Source organism: Paenibacillus sp. FSL R5-0749 (assembly GCF_038595085.1).
GTDB lineage: Bacteria > Bacillota > Bacilli > Paenibacillales > Paenibacillaceae > Paenibacillus.
Map to the genome: position 1 here is coordinate 6,540,441 of NZ_CP152005.1, position 26,299 is coordinate 6,566,739.

At 46.2% G+C, this 26,299-nt stretch carries 25 protein-coding genes; 8 read left to right on the forward strand and 17 right to left on the reverse strand.

All coding sequences use genetic code 11. The features are described 5' to 3' along the window. Positions 1–137: 137 nt before the first annotated feature. From MKY85_RS29155 to MKY85_RS29180, 6 genes are all read right to left on the reverse strand, one after another. The gene (locus MKY85_RS29155) at positions 138–1,232 is read right to left on the reverse strand and encodes a metallophosphoesterase family protein (RefSeq protein ID WP_342571427.1); all 1,095 of its coding nucleotides are present in this window, start codon (positions 1,230–1,232) and stop codon (positions 138–140) included. Beyond that, on the reverse strand, positions 1,232–1,570 hold the full coding sequence (locus MKY85_RS29160) for a multidrug efflux SMR transporter (RefSeq protein WP_342571428.1): 339 nt from the start codon (positions 1,568–1,570) through the stop codon (positions 1,232–1,234). Before MKY85_RS29160 ends, MKY85_RS29155 begins: the two co-directional genes overlap by 1 nt. Beyond that, entirely contained in the window at positions 1,567–2,337 is a 771-nt protein-coding gene (locus tag MKY85_RS29165; protein WP_342571429.1) for an HAD family hydrolase, read from the reverse strand. Before MKY85_RS29165 ends, MKY85_RS29160 begins: the two co-directional genes overlap by 4 nt. A gap of 151 nt (positions 2,338–2,488) precedes the next feature. Beyond that, on the reverse strand, positions 2,489–3,862 hold the full coding sequence (locus tag MKY85_RS29170; RefSeq protein ID WP_339238746.1) for an ABC transporter substrate-binding protein: 1,374 nt from the start codon (positions 3,860–3,862) through the stop codon (positions 2,489–2,491). 279 nt (positions 3,863–4,141) lie between these two features. Further along, positions 4,142–4,957 (reverse strand): carbohydrate ABC transporter permease, encoded by an 816-nt coding sequence (locus MKY85_RS29175; protein ID WP_339261561.1) that lies wholly within the window; start codon positions 4,955–4,957, stop codon positions 4,142–4,144. Positions 4,958–5,046: 89 nt separating this feature from the next. Beyond that, the gene (locus tag MKY85_RS29180) at positions 5,047–5,922 is read right to left on the reverse strand and encodes a sugar ABC transporter permease (RefSeq protein ID WP_342571430.1); all 876 of its coding nucleotides are present in this window, start codon (positions 5,920–5,922) and stop codon (positions 5,047–5,049) included. A gap of 198 nt (positions 5,923–6,120) precedes the next feature. On the opposite strand from MKY85_RS29180, the gene MKY85_RS29185 reads away from it, so the two are divergent. Further along, a complete protein-coding gene (locus tag MKY85_RS29185; protein ID WP_339257958.1) occupies positions 6,121–6,663 on the forward strand; it encodes a transcriptional regulator in 543 nt (180 codons plus the stop codon). A gap of 258 nt (positions 6,664–6,921) precedes the next feature. After that, complete coding sequence (locus MKY85_RS29190; RefSeq protein ID WP_339238749.1) at positions 6,922–7,641, forward strand: hypothetical protein; 720 nt, start codon at positions 6,922–6,924, stop codon at positions 7,639–7,641. Positions 7,642–7,782: 141 nt separating this feature from the next. On the opposite strand, the gene MKY85_RS29195 is transcribed toward MKY85_RS29190, so the two are convergent. Together MKY85_RS29195 and MKY85_RS29200 are read right to left on the reverse strand one after the other, a co-directional pair. After that, positions 7,783–11,811, reverse strand: coding sequence for an S-layer homology domain-containing protein (locus tag MKY85_RS29195; RefSeq protein ID WP_342571431.1), 4,029 nt, complete (start codon positions 11,809–11,811; stop codon positions 7,783–7,785). 227 nt (positions 11,812–12,038) lie between these two features. Then, positions 12,039–12,782 carry an SDR family oxidoreductase gene (locus MKY85_RS29200; RefSeq protein WP_342571432.1) on the reverse strand — a complete coding sequence of 248 codons (744 nt, stop codon included), beginning with the start codon at positions 12,780–12,782 and terminating at the stop codon, positions 12,039–12,041. Positions 12,783–13,022: 240 nt separating this feature from the next. On the opposite strand from MKY85_RS29200, the gene MKY85_RS29205 reads away from it, so the two are divergent. Continuing rightward, the gene (locus MKY85_RS29205; protein ID WP_342571433.1) at positions 13,023–13,397 is read left to right on the forward strand and encodes a helix-turn-helix domain-containing protein; all 375 of its coding nucleotides are present in this window, start codon (positions 13,023–13,025) and stop codon (positions 13,395–13,397) included. A gap of 182 nt (positions 13,398–13,579) precedes the next feature. Continuing rightward, on the forward strand, positions 13,580–14,626 hold the full coding sequence (locus MKY85_RS29210; protein WP_342571434.1) for a sugar diacid recognition domain-containing protein: 1,047 nt from the start codon (positions 13,580–13,582) through the stop codon (positions 14,624–14,626). 134 nt (positions 14,627–14,760) lie between these two features. Here MKY85_RS29210 and MKY85_RS29215 read toward each other — a convergent pair whose 3' ends face one another. From MKY85_RS29215 to MKY85_RS29225, 3 genes are all read right to left on the reverse strand, one after another. Beyond that, on the reverse strand, positions 14,761–15,927 hold the full coding sequence (locus MKY85_RS29215; RefSeq protein WP_342571435.1) for a glycerate kinase: 1,167 nt from the start codon (positions 15,925–15,927) through the stop codon (positions 14,761–14,763). Positions 15,928–15,957: 30 nt separating this feature from the next. Continuing rightward, positions 15,958–17,253, reverse strand: a complete 1,296-nt coding sequence (locus tag MKY85_RS29220; RefSeq protein WP_339238755.1) for an SLC13 family permease — start codon at positions 17,251–17,253, stop codon at positions 15,958–15,960. A 521-nt stretch (positions 17,254–17,774) separates the two neighbouring features. After that, entirely contained in the window at positions 17,775–18,329 is a 555-nt protein-coding gene (locus tag MKY85_RS29225; RefSeq protein WP_339238756.1) for a hypothetical protein, read from the reverse strand. A gap of 96 nt (positions 18,330–18,425) precedes the next feature. Between MKY85_RS29225 and MKY85_RS29230 the strand changes: the two genes are divergently transcribed. Continuing rightward, a complete protein-coding gene (locus tag MKY85_RS29230) occupies positions 18,426–19,343 on the forward strand; it encodes a phosphatidate cytidylyltransferase (RefSeq protein ID WP_124116831.1) in 918 nt (305 codons plus the stop codon). Positions 19,344–19,695: 352 nt separating this feature from the next. Here MKY85_RS29230 and MKY85_RS29235 read toward each other — a convergent pair whose 3' ends face one another. Together MKY85_RS29235 and MKY85_RS29240 are read right to left on the reverse strand one after the other, a co-directional pair. After that, positions 19,696–20,265: a hypothetical protein gene (locus tag MKY85_RS29235; RefSeq protein ID WP_342571436.1), complete on the reverse strand. Its 570-nt coding sequence runs from the start codon at positions 20,263–20,265 to the stop codon at positions 19,696–19,698. A gap of 407 nt (positions 20,266–20,672) precedes the next feature. After that, the gene (locus MKY85_RS29240) at positions 20,673–21,050 is read right to left on the reverse strand and encodes a LysM peptidoglycan-binding domain-containing protein (RefSeq protein WP_342571437.1); all 378 of its coding nucleotides are present in this window, start codon (positions 21,048–21,050) and stop codon (positions 20,673–20,675) included. A gap of 306 nt (positions 21,051–21,356) precedes the next feature. Between MKY85_RS29240 and MKY85_RS29245 the strand changes: the two genes are divergently transcribed. From MKY85_RS29245 to MKY85_RS29255, 3 genes are all read left to right on the forward strand, one after another. Further along, positions 21,357–22,418: a trifunctional transcriptional activator/DNA repair protein Ada/methylated-DNA--[protein]-cysteine S-methyltransferase gene (locus tag MKY85_RS29245; RefSeq protein ID WP_342571438.1), complete on the forward strand. Its 1,062-nt coding sequence runs from the start codon at positions 21,357–21,359 to the stop codon at positions 22,416–22,418. A gap of 73 nt (positions 22,419–22,491) precedes the next feature. Beyond that, positions 22,492–23,277 carry an isocitrate lyase/phosphoenolpyruvate mutase family protein gene (locus tag MKY85_RS29250; protein WP_342571439.1) on the forward strand — a complete coding sequence of 262 codons (786 nt, stop codon included), beginning with the start codon at positions 22,492–22,494 and terminating at the stop codon, positions 23,275–23,277. Between the two features lie 52 nt (positions 23,278–23,329). Further along, the gene (locus tag MKY85_RS29255) at positions 23,330–23,845 is read left to right on the forward strand and encodes a hypothetical protein (protein ID WP_339257967.1); all 516 of its coding nucleotides are present in this window, start codon (positions 23,330–23,332) and stop codon (positions 23,843–23,845) included. A gap of 169 nt (positions 23,846–24,014) precedes the next feature. Here MKY85_RS29255 and MKY85_RS29260 read toward each other — a convergent pair whose 3' ends face one another. The 4 genes from MKY85_RS29260 to MKY85_RS29275 form a co-directional block, all read right to left on the reverse strand. Continuing rightward, complete coding sequence (locus MKY85_RS29260; protein WP_339238763.1) at positions 24,015–24,713, reverse strand: hypothetical protein; 699 nt, start codon at positions 24,711–24,713, stop codon at positions 24,015–24,017. After that, positions 24,710–25,585, reverse strand: a complete 876-nt coding sequence (locus MKY85_RS29265; RefSeq protein WP_339257969.1) for an ABC transporter ATP-binding protein — start codon at positions 25,583–25,585, stop codon at positions 24,710–24,712. The genes MKY85_RS29260 and MKY85_RS29265 overlap by 4 nt, the downstream gene beginning before the upstream one ends. Beyond that, positions 25,582–25,962 carry a GntR family transcriptional regulator gene (locus MKY85_RS29270; protein WP_339238765.1) on the reverse strand — a complete coding sequence of 127 codons (381 nt, stop codon included), beginning with the start codon at positions 25,960–25,962 and terminating at the stop codon, positions 25,582–25,584. Before MKY85_RS29270 ends, MKY85_RS29265 begins: the two co-directional genes overlap by 4 nt. A gap of 99 nt (positions 25,963–26,061) precedes the next feature. Continuing rightward, positions 26,062–26,232 carry an aspartyl-phosphate phosphatase Spo0E family protein gene (locus tag MKY85_RS29275; protein WP_339238766.1) on the reverse strand — a complete coding sequence of 57 codons (171 nt, stop codon included), beginning with the start codon at positions 26,230–26,232 and terminating at the stop codon, positions 26,062–26,064. Positions 26,233–26,299 lie beyond the last annotated feature (67 nt).

The following is a 26,299-nucleotide window of genomic DNA, read 5'->3' on the forward strand; positions in this document are numbered from 1 at the left end:
TACGTTATGTGTACTTATTTGAGTATAGTTTGTACACCCACCCATTTACAACTTTACCCAACTCTATACATTCCTACTACGTTTCACGTGGAACTTTAGGGGAGTGACCCTCCCCTTTGATCCCCCAACCCAATTAACTACCCTTCTCGTGGATAAAGAACCGTAAACTCAGCACCCTCGATCCATTCGCCCGCGACAAAATCCCGTCCCTTCACAACAACTCGATCCTTATAAATCTCCACATGAAGTCCTTCACTGCCCTCCAGATGCTCATCCTCATCCGTCCAGAGATAACCTACAGACGAAGCGTTAAACATGGTTGGCATACGGCCCGCACCATCGTACATCGTATGCTGCGCCTCCAACTGCCAATGGGTATGTCCTGAGAAGAGAATTGCTTGCGGGTATTTAGCCAGAACCGCTTTAAGTTCCGCATCCTGATTCACACCATACCAGCCTTGCTCTTTCATTGATCCTGCTACCGTATCCATCAGCGGCTGATGCAAAAACAGGAAGATGGGATGATCTGGTATTGCATGTTCAGACAATTTTGCATCCAGCCACTCCAACTGTTCAACTGACATATCGCAATCCTTCGGGTGAGGTTGCTCAGTGCCCAGGAATATATAATGATACCCATCAATCCAGTGATCGTGGTAAGAGCCCTTCATGCCGGTTGTCCCTTCAAAATCACTCCATCGACGCTGCCATAACCCTGCAACCGTAATGAGATCACCTCCTGAAGAGATCGGTCGCCCATCCTGACCCTCCTGCCCCGAAGGTGCAGCAGACAACGTATAAGTCCCGCCGGATAGTTGCTCAATCAGTGCAGCTGATTCAGCAGCAGTTTGTGTTGTGATCCGTTCCATATCTGCTTCTTGCTCCAACAGCTCGGCTACTTCGTCCTCATTCATCTCAAGCAAAACGATCGGCGGATCTTGCCATATCACGGCTCCAATATCATGATTACCTACCGTGTACCGGATGTCCGGCAAGCTCTCCGCATGTTGCTTCCATATGCGCTGCAACTCACGATATTCGCTCGGCAGCCCCCGATCCGTCACATCACCCACATGCATAATCCCGCTGCTCCCCTGACTGAATGTAGCTATGTCGGCTAATGCTTGGTCCAGATGCCGGTTATGGATATGGTCTGCCTCATCTCGCACATGTGTGTCCGTAATGACCTGGAAGCTGGCGATAGGTTGCTCCGGTGTAAGTTCATTTTTCATCAAGAATCACTCCATTTCAGTCCAATAATGCCAATCAGAATAAAACCGATCCATACCATCGATGTGAGCCGCAGACGTTCACCAAAAAAGTAATGCCCTACAACGCCAATAAGCGTAATGCCCACGCCAGACCAGATCGCATAGGCCACAGCCAGCGGCATATACTTCACTGCAAAATTGAGAAAGGTAAAACTTGCGCCATAACAGACAAACATCAACACCGAAGGCCAGAACCGCGAGAATCCATCCGATACTTTTAGCAAAATGGTAGCGCTCAGCTCCAGACCAATGGCCAGCGCCAACAGTACCCAGCCCAAGTAGCCGTGACTGTTCGTCATCGATTCAGCCCGCCATTCAGCAATTCATGGAATGATTGAATCGTTCTGTCCGCCAAGCGGATTCTTCCCGTTTCTCCAATCCCAATCCTGTATCCTGCACCAGCGCTTCGTGCCATCTCCATATCTCCGTCCGTATCTCCAATGACCACCGTATGCTGTACCGATACACCCAACCGTTCACAAGCAAGTAGAAGCATATCGGGAAAAGGTTTCCCCCGCTCCACCAGATCGGTACCAATCACTACGTCAAAAAAGGATTCCAGCCCCATCCACTGCAAGTGCTTGACTGCACTAGGTGTATCATCCGCCGTCACGACACCCATAACCACGCCTTCGCTACGGCACTGTTCAAGGAATTCTCGAACTCCTGGTAATGGACGTGCCGGGCGATGCTTCTCCATCTCTTCCTCTGCTTGCGCCAAACACTCCCGAACCATCATCTTGGCTTCCGCCCAGCTGAGACCCGCACGATATCCGTGCCATGTTAACACAGCGTACACCTCATCCATGGTTCCCATCGCAAGCGGCCCGCGCACGTCATAGCCAGTCATTCGGCCTTGGTCATCGTGGAATGTACCCCAGATCTGTGGAAGTTCCTCTGTATTGATACGCAGTCCCCGGGTAGCTAGCTGATCTTTGAAGCCACCCAACACACAATCGGTCCAGAACCCCCACATGCGCGTAAAATCAAGTAATGTTCCGTCCTTGTCGAACAATACGGCTTCAATCGGAATTGTTAATCCTTCCACATACGTTTCATCTTGCATCAGTTAAACTCCTTGTCTGCGATCTTGTATGAACGGAAAGGACGGTACAGCATGTACCGCCCTTTTCGCATGAGTTACTTATAGCAATACGTTTGCTTGTTATTCGAACTGTTGCTCCACCGAAGCACACGGAAAACGTTCATCGATATCATTATTTCGTTACACGATCCAGCTCTTTCTGTGCTTTTTCCTTCGCTTCCTTCAGCGCTTGTTCGGCTGGCATATTATTGATCTGCACCTGATCAGCTGCATCTTTTAATGCATCATTGATTTTGCCACCTGTTGGATCCTGGAATGGAGCCGAGGCGTGAGCTGCCTGTTGCAATGGTACAGTGATCTGTGGATTCTCCTCACTGAACTTCATGAATTCTGGATCTTGTTGTGCCGATTGACGCACTGCAATATATCCGGTGTTCATGGACCATGAAGCTGTGTTCGAAGTTTCGGAGAAATACGTAAGCCATTTGTAGGCTGCCTGTTGTTGCTCTGGACTTGCCGCTGACGGAATACCTGCTGATATGGCACTTGCTACCGGTTTTCCTTCACCCATACCTTCCCAGCCTGGTTGTTGCATTGCAGCGACTACGCTGAAGTCCAAGTCACCTTGGTCCCCACTGGATCCGGTGTAACCTGCTGCTTTATTTTTCATCACATCATCAATCGTTTTGTACCAATACTCCCAGCCCTGGCCACCATAATGAATGCCCATAATCCTGTCTTCGTTGATCCATTTACGGAACAGGTCCCATGTCTCGATCCATTCCGGGGAGTCAATCATGACGGTTTTGCCATCGTCGCTAATAATCTGTCCGCCCTTACCCAGCACGGCATCAATCATATTGTCGCTACCCCACATCGGTTCCCAGCCGTAGAAGGTGGTCTTGCCATTCTCTTGCTTGCTCATCTTCGCAGCTGCTTCAGCCAGCTTCTCCCATGTCGTCAAACTTGCTGGGTCGATCCCATTCTCCTTGAACGTATCCATACGGTAATACATGATCTGGGTTGTACCGTACATTGGTAAAAAGTATTGCTTACCATCCACCTGTCCCTGGTTCAGGAATGTCTGAATGAAGTCGTCTTTCCTAAAATTCGGATCAGCAGCAATCATCTCATCCATGGGCGCATAATATCCTTTACGTGCCCAGTCTATATTGGAGCTAAGTACCGCGGCGGGAACATTCTTGGAAGCAATCGCTGCTTGCAGCTTCTGTTCCGTCTCCGTGTAATCTGCCTGTACAATTCCCTTCACAACGACTTCGTTCTGTGAGGCGTTGAACGCATCAATCGTCTTTTTCATGTTATCGCCCAGATTACCACCCAGACCATACCAGAACTCGATCTCAACCGGATCTTTGGCCTGAACTTCGGTTCCACTGGCAGCAGCCGTCGTGCCCGATTCTGCGGGTGCTTGTGTTCCACAAGCGGTCAGTAGAGCAAAGCTGGTCGCGAGTACCAGCGACATGCCACCCTTCCAGTTCAACCTCAATCTCTTTTTCCATGTCATGCTTGCTTGACTCCAGTTCATTGTCGTTCCTCCCGTTTTAGGTGAAATGGTAGTTTGCATAAATTGAACTAAAGAATATTTACACTAGCCACTCCAATGACAGAACAACCCTCCGATCGCTGTTATCCCCAGATTTTTTTGATTCCTTTTTATAAAGGTAAAATCCGGGGATAAGCGTATGCTTCCGATGTAGCTTTCTTGCAGAAAGCTTTTAGGCGAGCGCTTCGCTTCTTCAGATTATTTCTGTCCTCTCCGTTTTGTGTAAATGTTTATTTCAATTTATATAGTAAGTAGTTAATATCAGTTCTTGTTCACACCTGCCGTGATATTCACGCTCTGCATGATGGTCTTCTGGGTGAACAGGAAGAGAATAATTAGGGGTGCAATCGTGAAGGCACTCGCAGCCATAATCTGTGGCCAAGCAAGTCCGTATGCCCCGCCTTCTACAAAGAAACTGCGCAGACCCGCCGATACCAGTTGCAAGTCAGGGTCTTTGGTGATGAGCATAGGCCAGAAATAGTTGTTGTACTGTTCAATAAACGTAATCAGTACCATCACGGCGAAGCTTGAGCGAACAAGCGGCGTGATAATTGTCCAGAGAATCCGGAAGTGGGATGCACCGTCGAGCTGTCCAGCTTCCACTAATTCGTGAGATACCTGCATGAACGCTTGCCGGATCAGGAAGATCGAGAACACGCTAACACAGTTGGATACAATCAAGCCCGTGTAGGAATCTAGCAGATTAAGTTCGCTAAGCACCAGGTAACTGGGCAGATACACGGCTGTACTTGGTATCATATAACCCACCAGAATCAGGGATGTCAGTACACCTTTGAGACGGAATTTCATATGTGTCAGGGCGTACGCCATCATACTGGAGTTGACGATCTGAAATAGACAGATGGCTAAGGCTACCCCGGTACTGTTCAGGATGTAACGGGCAAATGGTGCCGCATTCCAGGCATCCACATAGTTGCTCCAAAGGAACGTCTCCGGCCAGAAGGTCGGTGGGAACTGCCAGATCTCATCATTGGTTTTGAATCCGCTAATGACCATCCAATAGAAGGGAAAAGCTGTACCCAGCGCGATAACGGCCAACAGCAGATAGCGGATCATTTTACTTATTTTAAAATTCGGTTGTGACACGTTCTGCAACTCCTTGCGCTTCATCCGTTTAGACTTTTTGTTAGGCAATGTCATTGTCATTAGTAGTGCACCAGACGTCTGCCAAGCAGGAAGGATACACCCGACAGCAACACGCAGATCAGAATAATCACAACGGCGATGGACGAAGCTTCACCCACATTAAAAGATTCGAATGCTGACTGGTAATACATGTACAGCAACGTTCTCGTTGATCCTGCCGGTCCACCTTGCGTCATGACATTAATCTGGTCATAGGCTTGCAGGGACTGGATGGTAAGAATAATGGAGAGAAAGAATGTTGTTGGTGAGATCAGCGGTAACATGATACTTCTGAACTTATCCCAACCGTTGGCCCCATCGATTGAAGCTGCTTCGAGCAGATCAGAGGGTAGATTGCGTAGTGCAACCAGATAAAATACCATCGCCCACCCAATCGATTTCCAGAGCGTAACGATCAGGACGGCAACCAGTGCCCAGTCTGCGTCACGCAACCAGCCAATCGGAGATACACCGGCCCAGCCCAGCATGAGATTGGCCAGTCCCACTTCGGGCTCGAAGATCCAGGACCACGCAATGGACACCGCAACTGTCGGGGTAACCCATGGTGAGAAGAGTAATGTTCGGAAGATGCCGGATGATTTGATCTTGCTATTCATGAGCATCGCAAGCGCCAATCCGCCCACAATGGTTGGAATTACACTTCCCAGTCCGAATAAAAGGGTGACTTTCAGGGATCGATAGAATTCAGAGTTCGTCAGCAGATAACTGTAATTGTCCAACCCAATAAACAACTTGTCCGGGCTCATGAAGTCCCAATCGGTGAAACTGAGATACACGATATATCCCAGAGGTCCCAGCCAGAAGATCAGCAACGGGATTAGAGCTGGTAGCGTGAATAGAACCGCCTCAGACTCCCTCCATAGTTTTAAACGCAAATCCCCCACTCCTTACTGTCCAATTTTTCTTTAATGATTGGGAATTTTTGAGTATAATCAGCTTTATATTTCTTCTGTACAAAATTGATTGTACACTCGTATTGAAAATTCTAATTCCGGCTTATGTTAAAATTGGAGCAAGTCATGTAAAATATGAGGCAGCTAGTGGGAACGTTATCATAAACCAGAGGTGACATTGTGGGAAAAGAAACTGACGGGAAACCGAATCATTCTTCGTTACCTGATCGGCATGCGCTGAGGGAGAGAGTCATTGAGGCCATCGCCAATACGATGGATCTGTATGGGGTGAATCATACGTTTGGCAAATTATACGGCATTATGTATTTTGAAGATCGACCGATGACACTTGAAGAGATGAAGACCTCGATGAATATGAGCAAAAGCAACATGAGCTATGCGGTTCGGTCACTTACGGAGTCACAGATGATCTATAAACTGGAGGAAAAGAAGGAGCGCCAGGATCAGTATGTAGCCGAGACGGACTTTTATCGTACATTCCAGAATTTTTTTGGATCGAAACTCCAACGGGAAGTAGATGTCATGTTAGAAGGCATTCGTGAGGTTATCCCTGACCTGTCCGCAATGATTCTTTCGGAGCATACCTCTTCTGAAGATCGAGATGATGCCCTGCGTGATCTGCACAAACTCCAACACGCAGAGCAATATTACGTCTGGTTACAAGGATTCGTGGATCAGCTGCGGGACGGTAAGTTTTACTAGAGTTCTCCTCGGAAAAACGACTAGTATGCAGTAATCGCATTAAATGAGAGACGATTAAAGACAAGATAGGAATAAGAAGTCATTCCAAAACGGTATGGGCACGAGCCCTATGCCGTTTTTTTGATACAAGCAATGCAAAAACAACGGACTAACGACTACATCACCAACTATATTGGGGTAATCGGTAACACAAAATGGGCTAATGCATAGACTGGGACTAAATAAAAACCAGATTCTTATGTATTGGAGATGTGAACATTGAGTAATCCAAAAAATAAGGTTAAGACCCAGCAAATTCCCATGAAAAAACTTTCTCCCGTAAGCATTATATCTGAACTCCCACCTGTCCGCGGTAACGCAAGGACTTCCTCCTCGAATCCCAACCCCACCCATAATGAAAAGGACACATCCTCGGCTATTAATGAATGCGTAGATCGCGCTTTTCGTATTCCGATTTTCTTGAGTACAACCAACACGGTAAATGACCTGCAAGGACAATTTCTGAACCGTCTTATTGCAGAAATTGAAGATGCATTACTCTTCCCACGCACATTGCCCGTAAGTGAACAATATCCGGAAAATATACTGACAAATATCCGACGCTTGGTTTTTTCAAGCTATGGCTTGCTCGCAATCAACTTCCAACGATTTTTTGTTCAAATTCTTCAATCCAATGTGGGTGGTCCACCAACGAGCACGCCATTCTGGGAAGGTTCTACTTTTTCTCAAATCGAACCTGCCATGGCTTTTCAATTCGGAATTCCCATCTTATTAGTTAGAGAGACGGGAACGGACGTCAGTAATGGAATCTGGGCTGGGGGCATCACACCACTCAACATATTTGTTGATTGGGACTCCGAGAATCAATCCGTTGAGGAATTCTTTAACAGTGTTCAATGGAGAGAGGTCTTTGCATATTGGGCTGCTGAAGTTAGGGGTAACTATTTGCTCCGAACAGAACCCATGTTCAATAATTAACATCACTCAATAAGTATGGGAGGGGCTGCTGAAGGTTTGCTCTCTCTCTTAACCTCATAGATACCAAAAAAAGAGCAGGTTATCTTATCGATAACCTGCTCTTTCCCCTTCATTCTGGGCTCTATGCTTTTGTAACAGAAATTACTTTTGAGCAGCAGCTTCAATATCTGCATATGCCCAGTGTGTTGCTGGTACATCGCTGAACGTTGATGTAACTGCACCAGTGAGTGGTGTACGGTTGAACAATACATTCAGCACTTTCACGGCTTCTGCACGCGTCAGCTTACTTTCTGGTTTGAAAGTACCATCGTTGTAGCCAACCATCAGGCCAGCCGATTGCACGTATGCAATCGCATCTGCTGCCCACAGGTCTGCGGGTACATCTGTGAAGGAGACCACTGTACCGTTCACGACTGTAGTAGTAGATTGTTGCTGCATCCAACGATACGCAATGGTCGCCATCTGTGCACGGGTAATCGAACCTTCCGGTGCGAATTGAGTGTGGCTCATGCCGTCCATGATGCCAGCAGATTGAGCCTTTTGAATCTCACTTGTTGCCCAGTGTGTCGCAGATACATCCGTGTAGCTTACACTAGTAGTGGAACCTGTTGCTGCTTCTTCAGTTGGAAGATTGCGAGCCAGCATGACTGCCATCTGTGCACGGGTTACGAATGCATCCGGACGGAAATCTGCACCAAAACCTTGGATAGACGGTTGATGTGTACTTTGTGAAGCTTTCAGTCCATCCACTACAACGAGGGTGAACGCACTGAATTTTGTCACGGTAAACTCAATGCCTTCGCTGTTATCCGCGAGTTGTACCAGTTTGCCTTGAATCAATTCTTTGGTGCCGTCACTGTGTTCAATGTAAATCGCCAGGTTGTCCAATGCTTGCTGACGAGCAGCCGGATCAGTCGGCAGACTATCACGCAGTGGCAACGTAAGTGTTACTTCGCGGCTCTGCATATTGGTTTCAATTTCAACTGGACGAGCCAGTACGCGTACATTCGCATTCGGAGCGACCTGTTGAATCAGCTGCTCTTTCTTCGCACGCTCTTCAACTTCTTTGCGCTCCGATTCTTTCTTCAGCGGAACCACACGGAAGTACAGGTCCTGATCGAATCCGGCGATGGAACTCGTCGGAACGGAAATCACTGCATTTTCAGTGGAAATTTCGAGTTTCAGCGAACCATCATTCAGTTCTTTCACGGCTGCCTTAGGCAGTTCAATCCGTGTCTCGGACACGGCATCTTTGGTGTCTGGAATGACAATGCGTGCGGTGTTCATGTTCAATTGTTTCGCTTTTTCCACGGATTCCTTCGCAATCGCTTCGGTCATTTTCACCAAATCTTTAATGGTGCCGTTGGTTTCCGTTGTACGGGTAATCGGTGTTTTGGTCAAGTTGGTACCGTTCGTCCCATTAACGTCAACCACGATCTGTTCCTGTTTCGTTGTTGGTGCAGGTGTAGAGGTTACCGGTGCAGACGTAGAACCGCCCCCACTACTTCCACCTGGGTTAGGTGTTGAGCCATTATCAGTGTTGCTATCTCCGTTCTGTGTAAAGACAAACTTCACGGCGCGGCCTGGCAGTTCATCGCTGATTGCTTTGTAACGAACCCATACCGTTTTGTTACCGCTAAGATCAAGTTTCTGAATATTAGCCAGATCCAACCAGTGCAACTTGTTGTCAAAGGAAATCTCCATCGTGTCGTCCAAGCCCGTTAGGGTGTTATTGATGTCATTCCCCTTCACATTAGGAGCTGTAAAGAACCGATCAAATACATACTGTAGATTCTCAACAGTCTCGTAGCTTTCTTGTTCAGTGAGTAACCATTCAGCCAATTCCTTTTGGTCTTCAGGACTCAGCTCTGCTCTTTTGGATAAATCAAGGGCACCTGTTCGATCAAACTTGTATTTATTGAAGAATGCTTCACCTGTAATGTAATCATTCATAGCTGAATCAAGCCATTGATCCATTCGATCAACCTTGGTAGCCTTGTCGATAGACTGGTATGGCGTAGTCAAAAGCCCTAACACAACCATAGGTTCCACGATAACCCCTTGGTAATTCCCTTCTAACCTCTCGTAGGCTATTGAATACAAATATCTGTAAGCAAACACACTTTTGTCTACTTCGTTCGTACGTTTCAAGTATTCTTGACCAATACTACGATATTCTTCGCTTTGTTGATCATTAAAGGATGCCGGCAAATTGGCCAACTTCTGCGCAAGTGCATCCAGCTTGTTTTTAAGAGTAACAAATTCCTTTTGCTCCCAAACCGATTGTGCGAGGACACCCAGTTCAATCATGTATTGAACCTGTTCTTTATTTTTGAACTCTTTACTTACATATTGAATCAGGAATCCTGCAATGAAATTTCTAACCTGCGGGGTTAAAGCGCCGTAGCCATCCGGCAGAGTAATACCCAGATCCGGGTTTTCCATCGCAACACGCATAGCATCTCTATCAAAGTTGCTTTTTGCAATATTTAAGGCAGTCAGTGGATCAGTTCCGTTGTCATCAGGGAAAAATTTATTAAATGCAGTCTGAATTTCTTCAAAACTTGCATATCCACCAAGTGGTCTCTCGCTAAGCATATAGTCTGCCAGTTGTTCTTGCTCTTCAGAAGTGAGACTATCCAATTTGCTAACATCCAGCGGGAATTTTCCAAGTGGAGTCTCCACGTCTTCATCGGAATTATATCTCTCAATATCTCCCTGAATTTCTAACATATTTATTAACTTTTTCAACATTTCTTCTGATGTTTCTACTTTGTTAATAAAAGGGGTTTCATCCAGTGCTGATTGCGTATAATTCAGTATCTCCGCGATATCGAGATTTTTTGTGAGTTTACGCTCATATCTAAAAGCTGCCATACGTCTTTCAACTTCGGAGGAATCGAGATAATAGTGAATAAGTTCATAGTATTCATGATCTGCTTCTATATCATTGAATTGTTGCTGTATTCGTTCGGCTTGTTTATTAAAAAATGCATCAAGGACTTCTCTGGAGTCAGTTCCTCCAATTTTGTGAGGAAGCTCCAAGGCTTGCAAGGCTAACTGCACTACATATTGGACTTGTTCCTTACTCTTATACCTACTAGATGCTGGCGGACTTGATTCCTCCAACATATACTTTGCAATTTCAGATTGTTCTTCTTCAGATAATGATTCAAAATCCGGAGTAGCAATGAAATTTTTGTTACTAAGCAGCTCTATTACTTCTGGGATGAAATCGGTAATAGGATCCTGAGCTTTTTTCTCTTTAATATCGTTAAATTGCTCCAACAAGGCTGAACTATTGGGTTCGAAAAAAGCATCAAACGCAGTTTGAACTTCAGATACCGTTTCATAACCGTTTTGCGGCTTATGATCAATCATCCACTGAGCCAGTTCGGATTTTTCTGTGTCATCTATATTAGACATTTTATCCATATTTATTGGAAAGGGCTGAACGCTAATACTGGAATTCCACTCAATGAACATACTAGTCATGAAGTAGTGTTCATACATGCCAGTTAATGTTTCCTTCATGACCGAACCTTCATTGGGAGCGTTAATTGGAAGGTATTCGGACAGCGTTTTTATTAATGCATCAAGCTGACCCTGGTAATGGATCTTATCTGGGTTGAGCCCTATAACAGGTTCAAACATGATAATATTCGTAAAAATTTGCTTATCGGCGCCTTTCAACGAGCTGTATTTAGCACTCGCTTCAACCATTGGTTCGGCTTGATCAAAAGGAAGAAAATTAGTGGCTTCTCGATACGAAGTGTTGTATAGATGATCCAATATTTGTTGGACATGATCCGGATTTTTTTCTCTGGGCAGGACTACTAATTCGTGTAGTAGAAGGAAAACGTCCAGAATCTGATCAGAACTACTGTAATCCATCCCGCTCGGTAGCAAGAGTATCATGCCTCGTGCGATTTCACTCTTTTGAATACTATCCAACTGGTTATAGATACTGTCTACACCAATTATGCCGTCATCTTCCAATACACTCTGAAGATATAAAACAACCTCTTCAATATCCTTATTTAAATTTTTTATATCATTCATTTGCTCTACTGGAGTGAGAGTCTCTGCACTTGCAACCCCACCCACGCTAACCACCTGTAATAACAAAACCGCAATTAAAAGGCAGCTTATCAGCTTTCTGTAATTCATGTACTTGATCCTCCCTGTCTCATGTTTTTTCATATAAACTCAATCCCTCTGATACGTAAGGCCTATTGTAGTGCACTGCAATAAACAGAATCTAAACAAAAAATGATAATAAAAGGAAAAAGATCCACCCTGTAGTGCAAAACCAGGGTAGAACTCAACTTTTTTCGCCATATTTCATCATTTTATTTTTAAAATCATATTCTTTTGGACCTATATAACTCAGACTCTTAAATCAAAGTGTACCCGCCATCCACATACAATGTGCTGCCAGTCGTGAATGTATTGGTCATCAGATACGTAACTGTATGGGCAATTTCTTCATTGTAGCCAACCCGCTTCAGCAGAGACAGCTTCTCGTAATCTTTAAAATGATCACCACGCGGTGTCCCTTCTTGCCCCTCCCGCCAGATGGTTCCAGGAGATACAACATTCACACGAACCGGTGCCAGCTCCATCGCGAGTGCTTTCCCCAGACTCTCAATTGCACCGTTACATGCGGCATAGGAAGCGCCGCCATCCAGTGGCCGCTGGCTGAATCCACCAGATATTAACGTGACCGAACCGGAAGCCGAAAGAGACGGTGCAGCATATTTAGCCGCAAAGTATTGAGGCCAGAACTTGCCTTTGAAACAACTCTCTGCCGTCTCCCGATCCGAAGTCAGCGGGCCTCTAGTGTAGGCTGCCCCTGGCGTGAAGAGATGGTCGAACATGCCGATCCGGGCGAAGAATGCTTCAAGTTGCTGTTCGTCCTGATTATCCAATACATGAACTTCCACTACCTTTTCCCCAGAAGCGCCTTTGCCCACAACCTTCGCAATCTGTTCCCTCGCTTCTTCCAGTCTGGACGCTGATCTGCCTGCAATAATCACATCCGCACCTGCCTCTGCTGCCTGAATTGCCGTAGCCAGTCCGATACCTGAGCTCCCTCCAATAACGACGACCCGTTTATTCTTCAATGTATAATGACTCATCTATGATCATCCTCTCATCTCCGGTTATGGATGTGCATGCTCGCTCACATTGTGTTCATTATTCATGAAATGAAGAAGGTTGAATAGTACGCATTTACATCGTACCTAGTACGAATATTCGTACTATGAAGGCCGAATCACAACGGTTTCTCCCCTTTTTTCACAGAGGTGGTCGAGCAGAGATTGCGAAAATCCGATATGATAGAGATAGACATTGTCTTATAAAACGAGGTGATTACTATGGATTTGCAAGAACCAAGGTTACAGGGAGTACTGACAACACTGGAGACCATCAATGGAAAGTGGAAACCCCTTATCTTGTTTATTTTATTAAAGGAAGGTACGAAGCGATTCGGTGAACTGCGACGCAGGATTCCTGATGTAGCCCAGGGCACGTTAACAAAACAACTACGCGAGCTGGAGCAGGATCAAATTATCGTGCGCACGCTCTATGGGGATGTTCCACCCAAGGTGGAGTACAGCCTGTCCGAACACGGTCAGACCGTTGGTGCATTATTGGATGGCATGTGTGGTTGGGGCAAAGCACACCTAGATTACCTGAACAGTGCACAAGGCTCCGTAACGGATAATGGTAACGTGACCGAATTGACCTGAACGGACAACTATACATGAAGTGCCCAACAATCCATGAACTCTTTCAAATGGAACGGACCTGCTTGTGTAAGCCTTACCATTACTCTATAATTTCGTTCAGATGCACAATATGGATATCGGACGGAATTCTCATCAGAGAAGAGGTACATTTTGCACGATAAGATGGAAGGGGTGGAACTTCGTTGTTGCAGCTATCGGAGAGACAGGCACAGGATATCGTAGATAAAATGATGCAGGACATTCCATACAACATCAACATCATGAATGAGCACGGCATTATTATTGGAAGTGGTCAGAAGGAACGTGTGGGCACCGTTCATCAGGGCGCTGTCCGCGCGTTGACGACAGGAAGCATGGTTGAGGTCTGGGAAGATGGCATACTTGAGAAAATGGGGACCAATGAACCGATTCTCATCAATCAGCAGCATGTCGGAGTCATTGGCATATCCGGTCATCCGGATGAAGTTCGGCCTTTCTGCAACATCGTGCGTACCACCGTATCTCTCCTGATCGAACAGCGTAATCAATTGGAAAGCATGGCCCATGAAGCTTCACGTAAAAAAGCCTTTATCGAACGACTGCTGAACCAATCCGGTTCCTACTCACAGAAGGTCAAAAAGGAAGCCCTGCAATACCGCATTGACCTACAATTGCCGACCGTTCTTCTATATATCCGTTTCCCCAGTAAATCCATGGCTGCGGACACTGAGATCAACCGAATATTGCTCCAAGTTCCTTCATTCTCTGTTGAAGGTAATGGCGACACACAGATCATTATGATCCAGAATGAAGCAGATGTTGATCCTACAATCCAGACTTTGAGTCAGATTTCACCCGAAGCATTCATCGCCGTTAGTCAAAAAGAAGCGAACATCGCCACCGGTTATGAACAGGCCCGGTCTGTGATGAACATCCTGTTGGCACTTCAACCAGACACACCGATCATTCGGTATGAGGATGTGCCCTTTCTGGTACGATTCAGCGCAGCTGATCTAACCCCTCATGCCAATATTATCAGCAAACTTGAGGATACAGCCGATCTGCTGGACACGCTCCGCAGTTTTATCCACCATAACGGCAGTATGAGCACAACAGCGGACCATCTCAATATTCACCGCAATACGCTTCAATATCGGCTCAAACGCATACAGACCCTGACGGGCAAAGACCCCCGTAATCTGCTGGAACTCATTGAACTGACCCACGGACTACTCGCGTTCTACCAATAACGTCCTAACAGCTTACAGAACAGCAAAAGACGAGACACAGGCCGCCTGATTTCAGGCATATCCGTATCCCGTCTTTTTTACATCGCATTCCATACGATTGCGTAACTCCCCGTACAATCCCGATCGTCACTGTTCTAAGAGAGTAGACCCAGTTTCAGCACCCTGGCAATGTTCTCGGTTGTACGCTCTACATTTTCCGGGCCTTCTCGCAATAGTTGCTCCAGATCTGCTGCCCCAGGCACAATACCAAATATGGCATCAATGCCTTCCGCGTACAGGGTGTCGATCCCTTCACCTACATAGCCTGCAAGGGCAATCACAGGTTTACCCGCTTCCTTGGCTGCCCGAGCAACACCATAGGGCGTTTTACCAAATTTCGTTTGGAAGTCAATACCGCCCTCGCCCGTAAATACCACATCCGCAGCAACCAATTTTTCACGCAACTCCGTATATTCAATGACAATTTCAATCCCTTTACGTAGCACTGCCTGTGTAAAAATCAAAAGTCCCGCACCCAATCCGCCAGCCGCTCCGGCACCTGGTATATCACGGATATCTTTGTACAGTTGCTGTTTCACTACATCTGCATAATGGGACAGGTTCGCATCCAGCTGCTCAACCATCTCTGGGGTAGCCCCCTTTTGTGGCCCAAACACCCTTGATGCCCCATGCTCCCCGCAGAGCGGATTGGTCACATCACAGGCGACAATGAATTCCACTTCCTTCAAACGCTCATCCAGACCGGATACATCAATCTGAGCAAGTTGATTCAAAGCCCCACCACCCCGCGCAAGCGGTTGACCCTGTGCATCCAGAAACTTGGCACCAAGCGCTTCAGCCATACCAGCACCACCATCATTCGTCGCACTGCCACCAATGCCGATAATCATTTTACGGATACCCAGATCCAGACATGCCCGAATTAACTCTCCTGTTCCATACGTTGTCGTCCGTAGCGGGTCTCGGGCTTCCTTGGTAACCAGATGTATGCCACTGGCCGATGCCATCTCTATGGCCGCCGTTGTTCCGTCACCCAGAATGCCATACTGGGCAGTCACGGTCTGACCTAAGGGTCCACTCACCTTTTTCTGGTGAAGGGAACCGCCAGAAGCATCCACAAGGGACTGGACCGTGCCTTCCCCACCATCCGCCATGGGGACATGAATATATCCTGCGGTCGGATATATTTTACGCAATCCTTTTTCCATCGCGATACATACTTCTTTCGCAGTCATGCTTTCTTTAAACGAATCTGGTGCCAGAACAAACGTCATGCCTCTATTTTCTACCGTATCTCTCATCTCTCTCACTCCATCCGTTAAATTCAAGAATTAAAGGATAAATCCGTACAATATCGTTGCAACGATCGCCATCGTGCCACCTACAATTGCTTCATATGGAATAACGCCCATCCGCTGACGAATTGTCATCTTCATGCTGTCAGCAGACACGTGGAAGTAATTTCCCTGTGGCAGGGAATCGATGACAGTAGCCCCGGTGTGCACCATAACAGCGGCCGCGAGTGGTGCTGTGCCCATGTTCAGGATGGCATCACCGAAGGAACCTGTTGCCAAGATAACCCCCGTCGATGTCGAAGCCGTTGCTGCCGCCATCAGAATGCCCGCGATTGGTGCGAGGAAGGTGCCGGATATTCCGGATGCTTCGATCAGACCAACGACCTGACCCGACAGATCTGAAGCAGAGATAAGTCCTGCGATTCCGCCTGCACCTACTAGAATGAGCACAGTTGCTGTCATCTTGTTTAATCCTGAGGTTGTATATTTCACGATGTTTCTGCCTTGCCCCATCGCCAGCATACCGATGATGCCTGCAATCGGCAGGATGTACATCGCATCCACTTTGAAAGTAGACAATACATCAATGCCCGTAATAGAGCCGATGGGATTGATCATCAACAAAATGATCGCTACCAACGGAGCAACAATGGCTTTGCTCAGTGGAGGATACTTCGATGTATCTATATCGCCCTGTTCGGCTTCCTGGTCAGAAACCATAACCCCCTTGTTCTTGAGCATTGAAGCTACAATTACAGTTACAATCAAGCCGCAGATGGCGGGAATTACGCCAGCCAACATGACATTGCTCAGATCCAGATCGAACCCGCGTGCTGCTGCAATGGTATTGGGATTCGGGGAGATAATGTTGCCCGCCTTGCCTCCACCGGATAAAGCCAGCAGCAGTGCCAATTTGGATATGCCCATTTTATTACCTACAGACAATGCGATTGGTGCAACGATCAGCACGGCTACGGGGATAAATACCCCAACCGCGGTAATGATCATCGTAGCCAGTGCCAAGGCGAGAATCGCTTTGCTTCCGCCAAATTTACGTACGATCGCCTGCGCTATCGTCTCCGCCGCTCCCGATTCCATCATGACACCTGCAAGCACCCCGGCGGCTAATACACGGAGTACCGTTCCCATAACACTTTGTGTGCCATTTACCAGTATATTTACGGTCTCATCCAGGTTCGCTCCGCCAATTAAAGCGCCTACAATTGCACCCAGAAATAAAGAATAGACCGGATTCAGCTTCCTCAAAATTAAAATGATGGCTATAGCCAGTCCTGCCAGCGCGCCAATCCAGCTAATTGTTAAAGGTTCCATTAGTAATTGCCCCCCATGCACTTGTTGAACACGCTTTCATTATAGTTGCTGGAGGCGAGAATAAATATTGATGAAAGGACGAAATTCATTGTGCATATGCATAATGAATTTCGTCCCTTCAAATGATATACTGCACTTGGACGGCCGCGAATCGAATCCTTCCTCTCACCCACGGGGTTGGGGCAAAAGCTGAGCTGAACCGGATCGCTAAAGAATCTGAGGCGTCTTATTGAGCGGTTTGAAGCGCCCACAGAAATCTAATGAACCTGAGACACGCTATACCTGAATAAATAACCGTTTGCAGCGTATTTATCAAGTGATTGCGGGAAATAACGTGTCTCGTGTTCCTTACATTTTCAAAAGAGGGCCGAGAGGCCAAATAAGACGTCCTGTGTTCCTTAGAAATCGGCTCTCACCATTATCTATATGAAATACACAAACAGCCTGTTGCCTCGTCATCTCGTGGCAGCAGGCTGGTTTATGGTTGAACTCCTTGGCAAGCATCGGCACACGCACCGACCCTATTCCTGCTCTGCATTCCCCAACGTATACTCACTCAATTTCCCTTCATAGACCATTTGCAATCGTTCACTCTGGCGAAAATCATCCGGTGTCACGAGCGCCGGCAACTTGTTCCATAACTTGATGCCTGAACGCTGTAGAATCTCGGCTACAAATTGGGAGCAGAAGTAGGAGTTGCTGAACTCCACCGGCTCCTTGAGCGTAATGCCAATCACGCCGAGCAGATTGTACATATATTTCTGGCGACTGCGGATGAAGATGTGCAGCACACGTTTCATCTTTTCCACTTCACGATCCGTGACCTGAAGCTCATATATGACACATGTGGTATTGGGATACTTGCTGTATGTACCTGTCTGAATATCTTCCTTCACAAACCCGCCGTTCAGCGGATTACTCGGATGCTTGCGACCGAAGCTGTACAGTTCGGATAATTCCTTGTCAAATGCGATTGATGCGTGATTATATGGCGCTCGGGTATAGCTCTGAATAACCTTGGTAAACAACGTTCCTGTATTCGTAAGCAAAATATAGATGGAGCGTTCATCTGTCATAGCAAAATTTCCCCTTATCAAGTTGGCACTATTCCTTCATAATAACATAGGTGCCCTATAATGGAATCTTACTTTGAATAAGCAGGTGATCGGTACGTGAGCAGCTCACTCTTTACTCTAACGTTAATCTTCACAGCTTTACTTGTGATACATATCGTCTACAAAGTGATTGCGAAGCTTCAACCAAGCAAAGACTATTCAGGCATCGGCCAAAAAATCAAAACCTGGTGGGGCATGTTCGTGATCTTCTGCCTCGCTACCCTTTTCAACCCCATCGTGTCCCTGATCTCCCTCATGGTATTGGCATTCTTCTCACTCAAAGAATACTTCTCCATGATTCGCAGTACACGCAAAGCCGACCGCAGGCTGTTCCTATGGGCGTATCTGGCGATTCCGGTTCAGTTCTATTGGATCTACATTGGATGGTATGGCATGTTTATCGTGTTTATTCCACTATATGTGTTCCTGGTGCTTCCCTTGCCGCGCCTGATCAACAAAGGTACGGTCGGATTCCTGCGCAGTGTCAGCTCCACACAATGGGGATTGATGCTGATGGTCTTCGGGCTGAGCCACCTGGCCTATTTCCCGTTCGCCACACCGGAGTATGGGTCCAAGCTGGTACTGTTCCTGGTCGTGTTAACACAGCTTAACGATGTGGTGCATTATCTGGTCTCTCTCTATCTGGGCAAACGAAAAGTGGTACCTACCGCCAATCCGTTTGTCACCTGGGAGGGGTTCGCATGTGCGTTCATTGTAACGACAGCTACGTCTTATTTCATCCATCCCTACCTGACACCATTTGATTGGAAATTCTCGCTGTTCATCGGGGTGCTGATCAGTTTGGCCGGATTCTTCGGCAGTCTCACCGTGTCTGTACTGAAGCGCGATCTGTTAATCGGGGATGACAACAAGTTTGATTCGCTCAAAAAAAGCTACCTGAGCCGGGTCGACAGCCTGACCTACACCTCTCCGGTAATGTTCCACGTGGTCCGTTATTTCTTTGACTTTATGTAGCAACTATATAAAATGAACTAAAAAGTAATTTTTACACTTGCCACTCCGATGACAGAACAACCTTCAGATCGCTGTTATCCCCCGATTTTTTAATTCTTTTTATAAAGGTGAAAATCAGGGGATAAAGGCGAAGTTTATGCTTCCGAAGCAGCTTTCCTTTAGAAAGCTTTTAGCTCCGCTTCTTCTGGTTATTACTGTCCTCTACGTTCTTGTGTAAATCTTTAGTTCATTCTTTACAGATATAGCAACAGAAAGGTCTGTGACCTTGTATTCATACACTTCGAAAAAAGCAGCCGAATGGGCTGCTTTTCCTGTTCAACAAGCTCCAGACTGAGCCTGCATGAGGTATGTGCTATTTCAACGTAATTTCCTTCTCGGCCATGATTTCGTTCCCCTCATCATTGGTGAAGACAAATGTGGCTTTGCCACGCTCGCCCTTCATCTCATCCGAGTAGATAAATCCGGAGAATTGTCCATTTCCGCTAAAGTAAAACCCCTCTTCGCCATTTCCACCATGTTCGATGGCTTCCTGTAGCGAATTCACAATGGTCACCGTGTTAGACGTCCATCGCATCTCCGTTAGTGTATAGCCCTTCGGAACTTGTTTAATGCCAAAATCAAAGCTGTTGCCCTCGATCGGTTTCTCCGACTGGTCAATGACGATATCAATCTGCTCAGATGGTCCAGTGGATTCCGATTGAGCCGCAGGCTTGCCCTCATCACCACTCGCACTTCCTTGATCACTGTTATTCTTCGCATCCGCATTTGGCACAGAGCTCTCTCCAGCTTCCTCTATGGGTTGCTTCGATTGCGGATAGGCGTGTTCCTGAACGGATTCGTTATTATTTTTGGCACCACAGGCACTAACGACTAGCGAAATACAGAGCACAGACATGCAAAGTACAGATTTCTTTATATTCATGGTCATCATCTCATTCTCCCTTCATTCATCTACAGCACATACATCTATATCAGTTGAATTAATCATTTACACGATAACGGAGAGGACAGAAACAATCTGAAAAAGCGAAGCTACAAGCTTTCTGAAAGAAAGCTACTTCGAAAGCATACGCTATCCCCGGATTTTCCCCTTTGGAAAAGGGAATCGAAAAAATCTGGAGATAACAGCGATTGGAAGGTTATTCTGTCATCGTAGTGTCAGTGTAAATATTCTTTAGTTCAACTTATATAGCACACCACTTATTAATCACTACACCATATCGTCCCTCATGAAGCTCCATTATATGTAAATGATTCATAAATTCAGTATGTGACAGCATTTCAATGAATAAAAAAGAGCTTTGTTCATGACATCATGCACAGATGATTCTATCGATCAAACCCCGGCAAAACTAACACTTCTCCAATCCGGATGGCGTTATGCTCAAGTTTGTTCACTTTCTTAATGGCTTCTACATACACACGCGTGTCCATCTGCTGAGGTTTATGTGCCACAGAGATACCCCACAGCGTATCTCCCGGAGATACAACGATTCGGTCCCCCGATAACACTTGCTCATCTCCGGCAAACACGGTGAATACAGCACTGCACCCTATGATTATAATTAGAGTTATGGTGGCGATCTTCAATAGCCGGGTTGGTGTCTTCACACGCTGCAAGAATTGCTCTTTAAAATGCAAGGTGCGAGAATCAGACGTTTTGGTATAAACGGATTCATATATGCTTTTGTACGTAGAATATTTCATTCTAGTCGACCTCCAAAATTTCATTCCGTTAATCTTTAATTTCATGTTTACCTATGTGTTTTTCCTATAACAATGAACAAGATACAATTATGTTTTTCGACACCTAGGTATCTTTGCCTAAGTCGATTCACGATGATAGGTCTATACTACCAGTTCACTCTAAACAAATTCTGAACAACCAAATTTCATCGGGATATTCAATGCAATCTTTCCAATATTCATGCCTGATTTTCGGCGATGCATGCCGTAACGTTTTTCTATAATAGGTTATAGATAAAGATTCTAATGAGGTAAGGACGTGCCCCCATGATTTCTGCTGATCTGAAGGAACAATATTACGAGGCGCTTGTGGCCAAGGATTCGGAATACGAGGGTTTATTCTATGTAGGGGTCCGAACCACAGGTGTGTTCTGTCGTCCCACATGCCCTGCACGAAAACCAAAATTCGAAAACTGCGAATTCTATGAGACGGCTCAGCAGGCACTTCTGGCCTCTTATCGCCCTTGCCAGCGCTGCCGCCCGCTCTCTCATCCCAACCAAGTCTCCGATGTGGTTCGCCTATTAGTCGAAGCTGTGGAGGAAAATCCGGAGAAACGCTGGAAAGGACAGGACTTCAAGGCACTCTCCATCGATGAATCTACGGCACGCCGACAGTTCAAGAAGCGGTTTGGCATGACCTTTGTCGAATATGCCCGCGCCCGACGCATGGGGCTTGCCCTGAAGAATATTCGTTCTGGACGCACCGTGATTGATAGTCAATTATCTACCGGATACGAGTCAAGCAGCGGCTTCCGCGATGCCTTTTCACGGATCATGGGTGCTGCTCCCACTCAAGTTCATGAAGGGCAAGTTCTAAAAGCGTCCTGGATTGACACCCGCCTTGGTCCGATGATGGCTATTGCAGATGATGAGGCCCTATATTTACTGGAATTTGTGGATCGTAGAGGCCTGGAACGCGAAGTTGAGCGCCTGCGCAAACGGACCAAATCAGCTATCGTACCTGGTACTACGGCTCCCATACAGTCCATTGAGCGTGAACTAAACGAGTACTTTCAAGGAAAAAGGACAGCATTCGACACTCCGTTGTTCTGTTTAGGAACACTATTTCAAAAACAGGTATGGGAACAGCTAATGGCCATTCCGGCAGGTGAAACGAGGTCATATCAGGAAATTGCCAATGCACTCGGTAAACCGACTGCTTGCCGAGCCGTAGCACAGGCGAATGGGGCTAATCAGCTTGCCATTGTGATCCCATGTCACCGTGTAATCAATGCCAGTGGTGAACTAGGCGGATACGGCGGGGGATTAACTCGCAAGAACTGGCTTTTGACGCATGAGAAACAACAGGAACAGGGTAGCTGCGAATAACGAAAATGAAGCAATAAAGTACGCATCAAATACTAAAGGAATACATGATATAACAAAGGAGAGTCGTCCTAATATGAGGATCTTAGAAGAGAAGGCAGCGTTGTTCCAACAATACCATGTGAAAAGCAAACCACTAGTTCTGGTCAATGTGTGGGATGCCGGAAGTGCACAAGCCATTCAATCCGCTGGCGCAACGGCCATTGCGACCGGAAGCTGGTCCGTTGCTGCGGCCCATGGTGAGCAAGATGGCCAAGCCATGCCATTCCATCTGGTACTTGCCAATCTCGCACGGATTACAGCGAGCGTGGATCTGCCTGTAACGATTGATATAGAGGGAGGGTATGGGAGGTTGGTGTCAGAAGTGAAGCAAAATGTCCTGCAAGTCATCGATCATGGTGCTGTAGGAATTAACATTGAAGATCAACTTCCCGCTGGGTTGGGATTGTACACTGTGGAGGAGCAATGCCCGAGACTGTCCGCCGCCCGGGAAGCTGCCGAGCAGGCAGGCATACCTTTGTTCATTAACGCCCGCACAGATATTTTTCTGCAACATGCACCAGAACACCATAACCATTCCCTGCTGGAGGAAACACTCATGCGTTCGAACCGTTATGCAGATGCAGGGGCCAGCGGTCTGTTCGTACCCGGCTTACAGGATCACCAGTTGATTCAAGAATTGTGTGAGCGTTCACCGCTGCCAATTAACATCATGGTTACGTCTCCTGAGCCTTCACCCAAACAACTTGCCGCATTGGGTGTAGCACGCGTAAGCTATGGGCCTTATCCTTACCTGCAAGCTATGGAACATCTGAAAGAACTGGGGCGAAGTATTTTGCTGAGTAGTTCCGAATCGTCATAAGCGAACACCTATGGTATAATCACCCCTACCCAACAATATCTAGGAGGCAATTATGCTTAACGTGGAACAAAAGCTTGAAGTGTTACAATCGTATCCCCAACTGCAACGCAAAGACGTTTCTCTCGGTCGTGTGAATTTCCACTACGAGGAAAGTGCGTATGATAAAAAAATTGTTGCTCTCCACATTCACCCTAACGGTAACGGTTATATCTATGCAGGTCTACTGCCTGACTATGAGACCGATGCGAAAGGATTCGTCAATATTCGCGATTACTCCGAAGCAGATCTGCGCACCTTGTTAGATGAAACGATCCAAGCGATGTCTCACAATCCCAATGCAGTTGAATTCAAAGAGCCAGAACAAATAAAAGCTGCCCCTGCATTGGCTCCAACTTCTACGGGTGGCGGAACATGGGTCGATGAAGATGGACATACGCTGACTTTAAAATATGAAGATGACATGTGGTATGTGTATTCCGGCGATAATCTGGATATGGCCTTTGAAACACGTAGCGAAGCTGGCGAGTATCTCCAAGACGAAGGATTCAAACCACAAGCTCAGGCTTAACACATACACATTCCTTGAATTGAACAGCGATTGATGAATAGTATAATCAGTAGTCAGCAAGCTAAGATGATACCAAAAACACGAGGCGTGTTCGCACTCGTGTCTTTGGTATTCGAGGAATTTTCGCATACTTTCATTAGCCCCGGTTGCTTCATATAACAATATGCTGTCAGTCTCTTTTGGATTTCATGGTAAGCGGCGCATTCTTCATCATCGGGTACGTAGAGAGAAGTAGCGCACCACCTATGAACCCAAGAACGGTAAACAATGTCATGCGATTAATCCCAGCAATCCACAACATAAACTCACCAAGATCACCCAATGTAATAATCAGCGTAATGACCAAGCCTACCCCAAAGAACATAATGAAGAAGTTACGCAACCCCAATCGCATCCAGCATACCGTTGGGAAGACAGAGAATCCCAATACGAGAAAGCCACACATCAGATCGATCCATAGGTAGGCTAAGAAATGATATTCGTTTGAATACAACATGCCTGGTTGATAGAGGGTAACGTCAACCATACCACTTTCCTGAAGCAGGTGTATGAGGAAATACACCACATGTAAAATGGCCATGGTACCTGCAACCATCCATACCGAGTTCATATAGAAGGATTTCATGAATTGAATTCGTGTACTGCCCATACCAATCGCAACCGGGAACAGAGTAATGATTCCCCCGATCGCGAACGTGCATATCCCTCCGTACATGGGGCCAAACAGCTGCGTGGTATACGAGACATCAAATATGAAACCAATGGCCAGATATACAACAGTGAGCATTAGAGCGATGGATGTAAATATGATCAAATACAAACGCATATCATCCTGAATTAAACGATTGGTGCCTTTTACTGCATTCACGGTTTAACCCCCTCTTGTTTACGGGTCCTGTTAACCAAATAATCCTGTAATGTCGCTTTCTCAATGGAAAGCCCCTGTGCATGAGCGATATCCTTCCACATTTTCGAGTAGGGCTCATCAATCATCACTTTCACAGTCGATCCCATCTGGGAAGATTCGATAACTTTAACATCTGCTGTCACCCGACTAACATCTTCTATTCTCCCTGTTAGAAGAACTCCTTTTTCGCGCATTTCTTCCATAGGCTGATTTAATATCACCTCTCCGGCTTGCAAAACGATAAGGGACTCACATAAAGGCTGAATCTCCTCAATATGATGACTGGATATCAGGATCAGACGCGGGTCATCTTCGTAACTTTCCAGTAGCGCATTATAGAAAAATTTACGCTTCTCCGCATCGAGCCCATTGGTCGGTTCATCCAGAATAGTTATCTTTGCATGACTGGCAAGACCTAATATAATCTGAGTGGCCGTCTTCATGCCTTTCGAAAATTTATTGATCTTCTTCTTCGCTGGTAATTCGAACACATCGATTAACCGCTCCGCTAATTCCTGATTCCACTGCGGATGAAAATATTGCCCCATTTGAACCATATCACTAACCGTCCAGTTTTTCCCCAAGGGATGATTCTCCTGGATGTAACATAGATGCTCTTGAGCAGCCAGATTATTATAGGGATCTTGACCCATGATCTGAACGGTTCCACTGTCCGGGCGGTTATGCCCTGCGAGTATACTCATCAGGGTTGTTTTGCCCGCCCCATTTCTTCCCCAGATTGCACTAATGATTGGCTCACTCTCATGCAGCGTAACCTGGTTCAGAACGGGTGTCTTCTGATAACTGTAGTTGACTTGCTCCATATGAATCATAACTCACTCTCCTTATCTTGCTTGCCGCGAATCAGATCAATAATCATGTCTTCATTCATGTGAATACGTCTGGCTTCTTCAAGTAAAGGCTTAATGTATTCTTCATAAAAATCCTGCTTTCGTTCAATGAGCAAGGCTTCTCTTGCTCCCTTCGCAACAAACATCCCAACACCTCGCTGTTTGTATATTATCCCCTTGTCCACGAGTTCCTGGAGTCCTTTGCGGGCTGTAGCGGGATTGATGTTGTAGAAGCGTGACAGCTCATTGGTTGAGGGAACTTGTTCTTCCACCTTCAATCTGCCCTCCACAATATCGTCCATAATCATCGTGGCAATCTGATGAAAAATAGGCTGGGATTCATCCAAAGTCGATTTCATGTGCCTCCAACTTTCATACGTATTCATTATTTAGTTAGTCGGTTAGTTACTCATGTAACTAACTATAGTATACAAAAACGCAAATGTAAATAGGCGAACTTAATTCATCGTCTTTTCTACCTTGGTTCTATTATATTGATTAATTAGACCGTCCAGGACTACGGATTGCTGGATCACTTCAGGGTGAAGCAGACTGTCGTACTCCATATGCATGCGATATAACAACTGTCTGGCATCTTCGATCCGTGACATCAAATCCAGGCGATCCATAATACCCCTCCCTTTTGTCATATTTTAGTGTATTATGCCAATCAAAAGCGCATATGAGATAAGACAT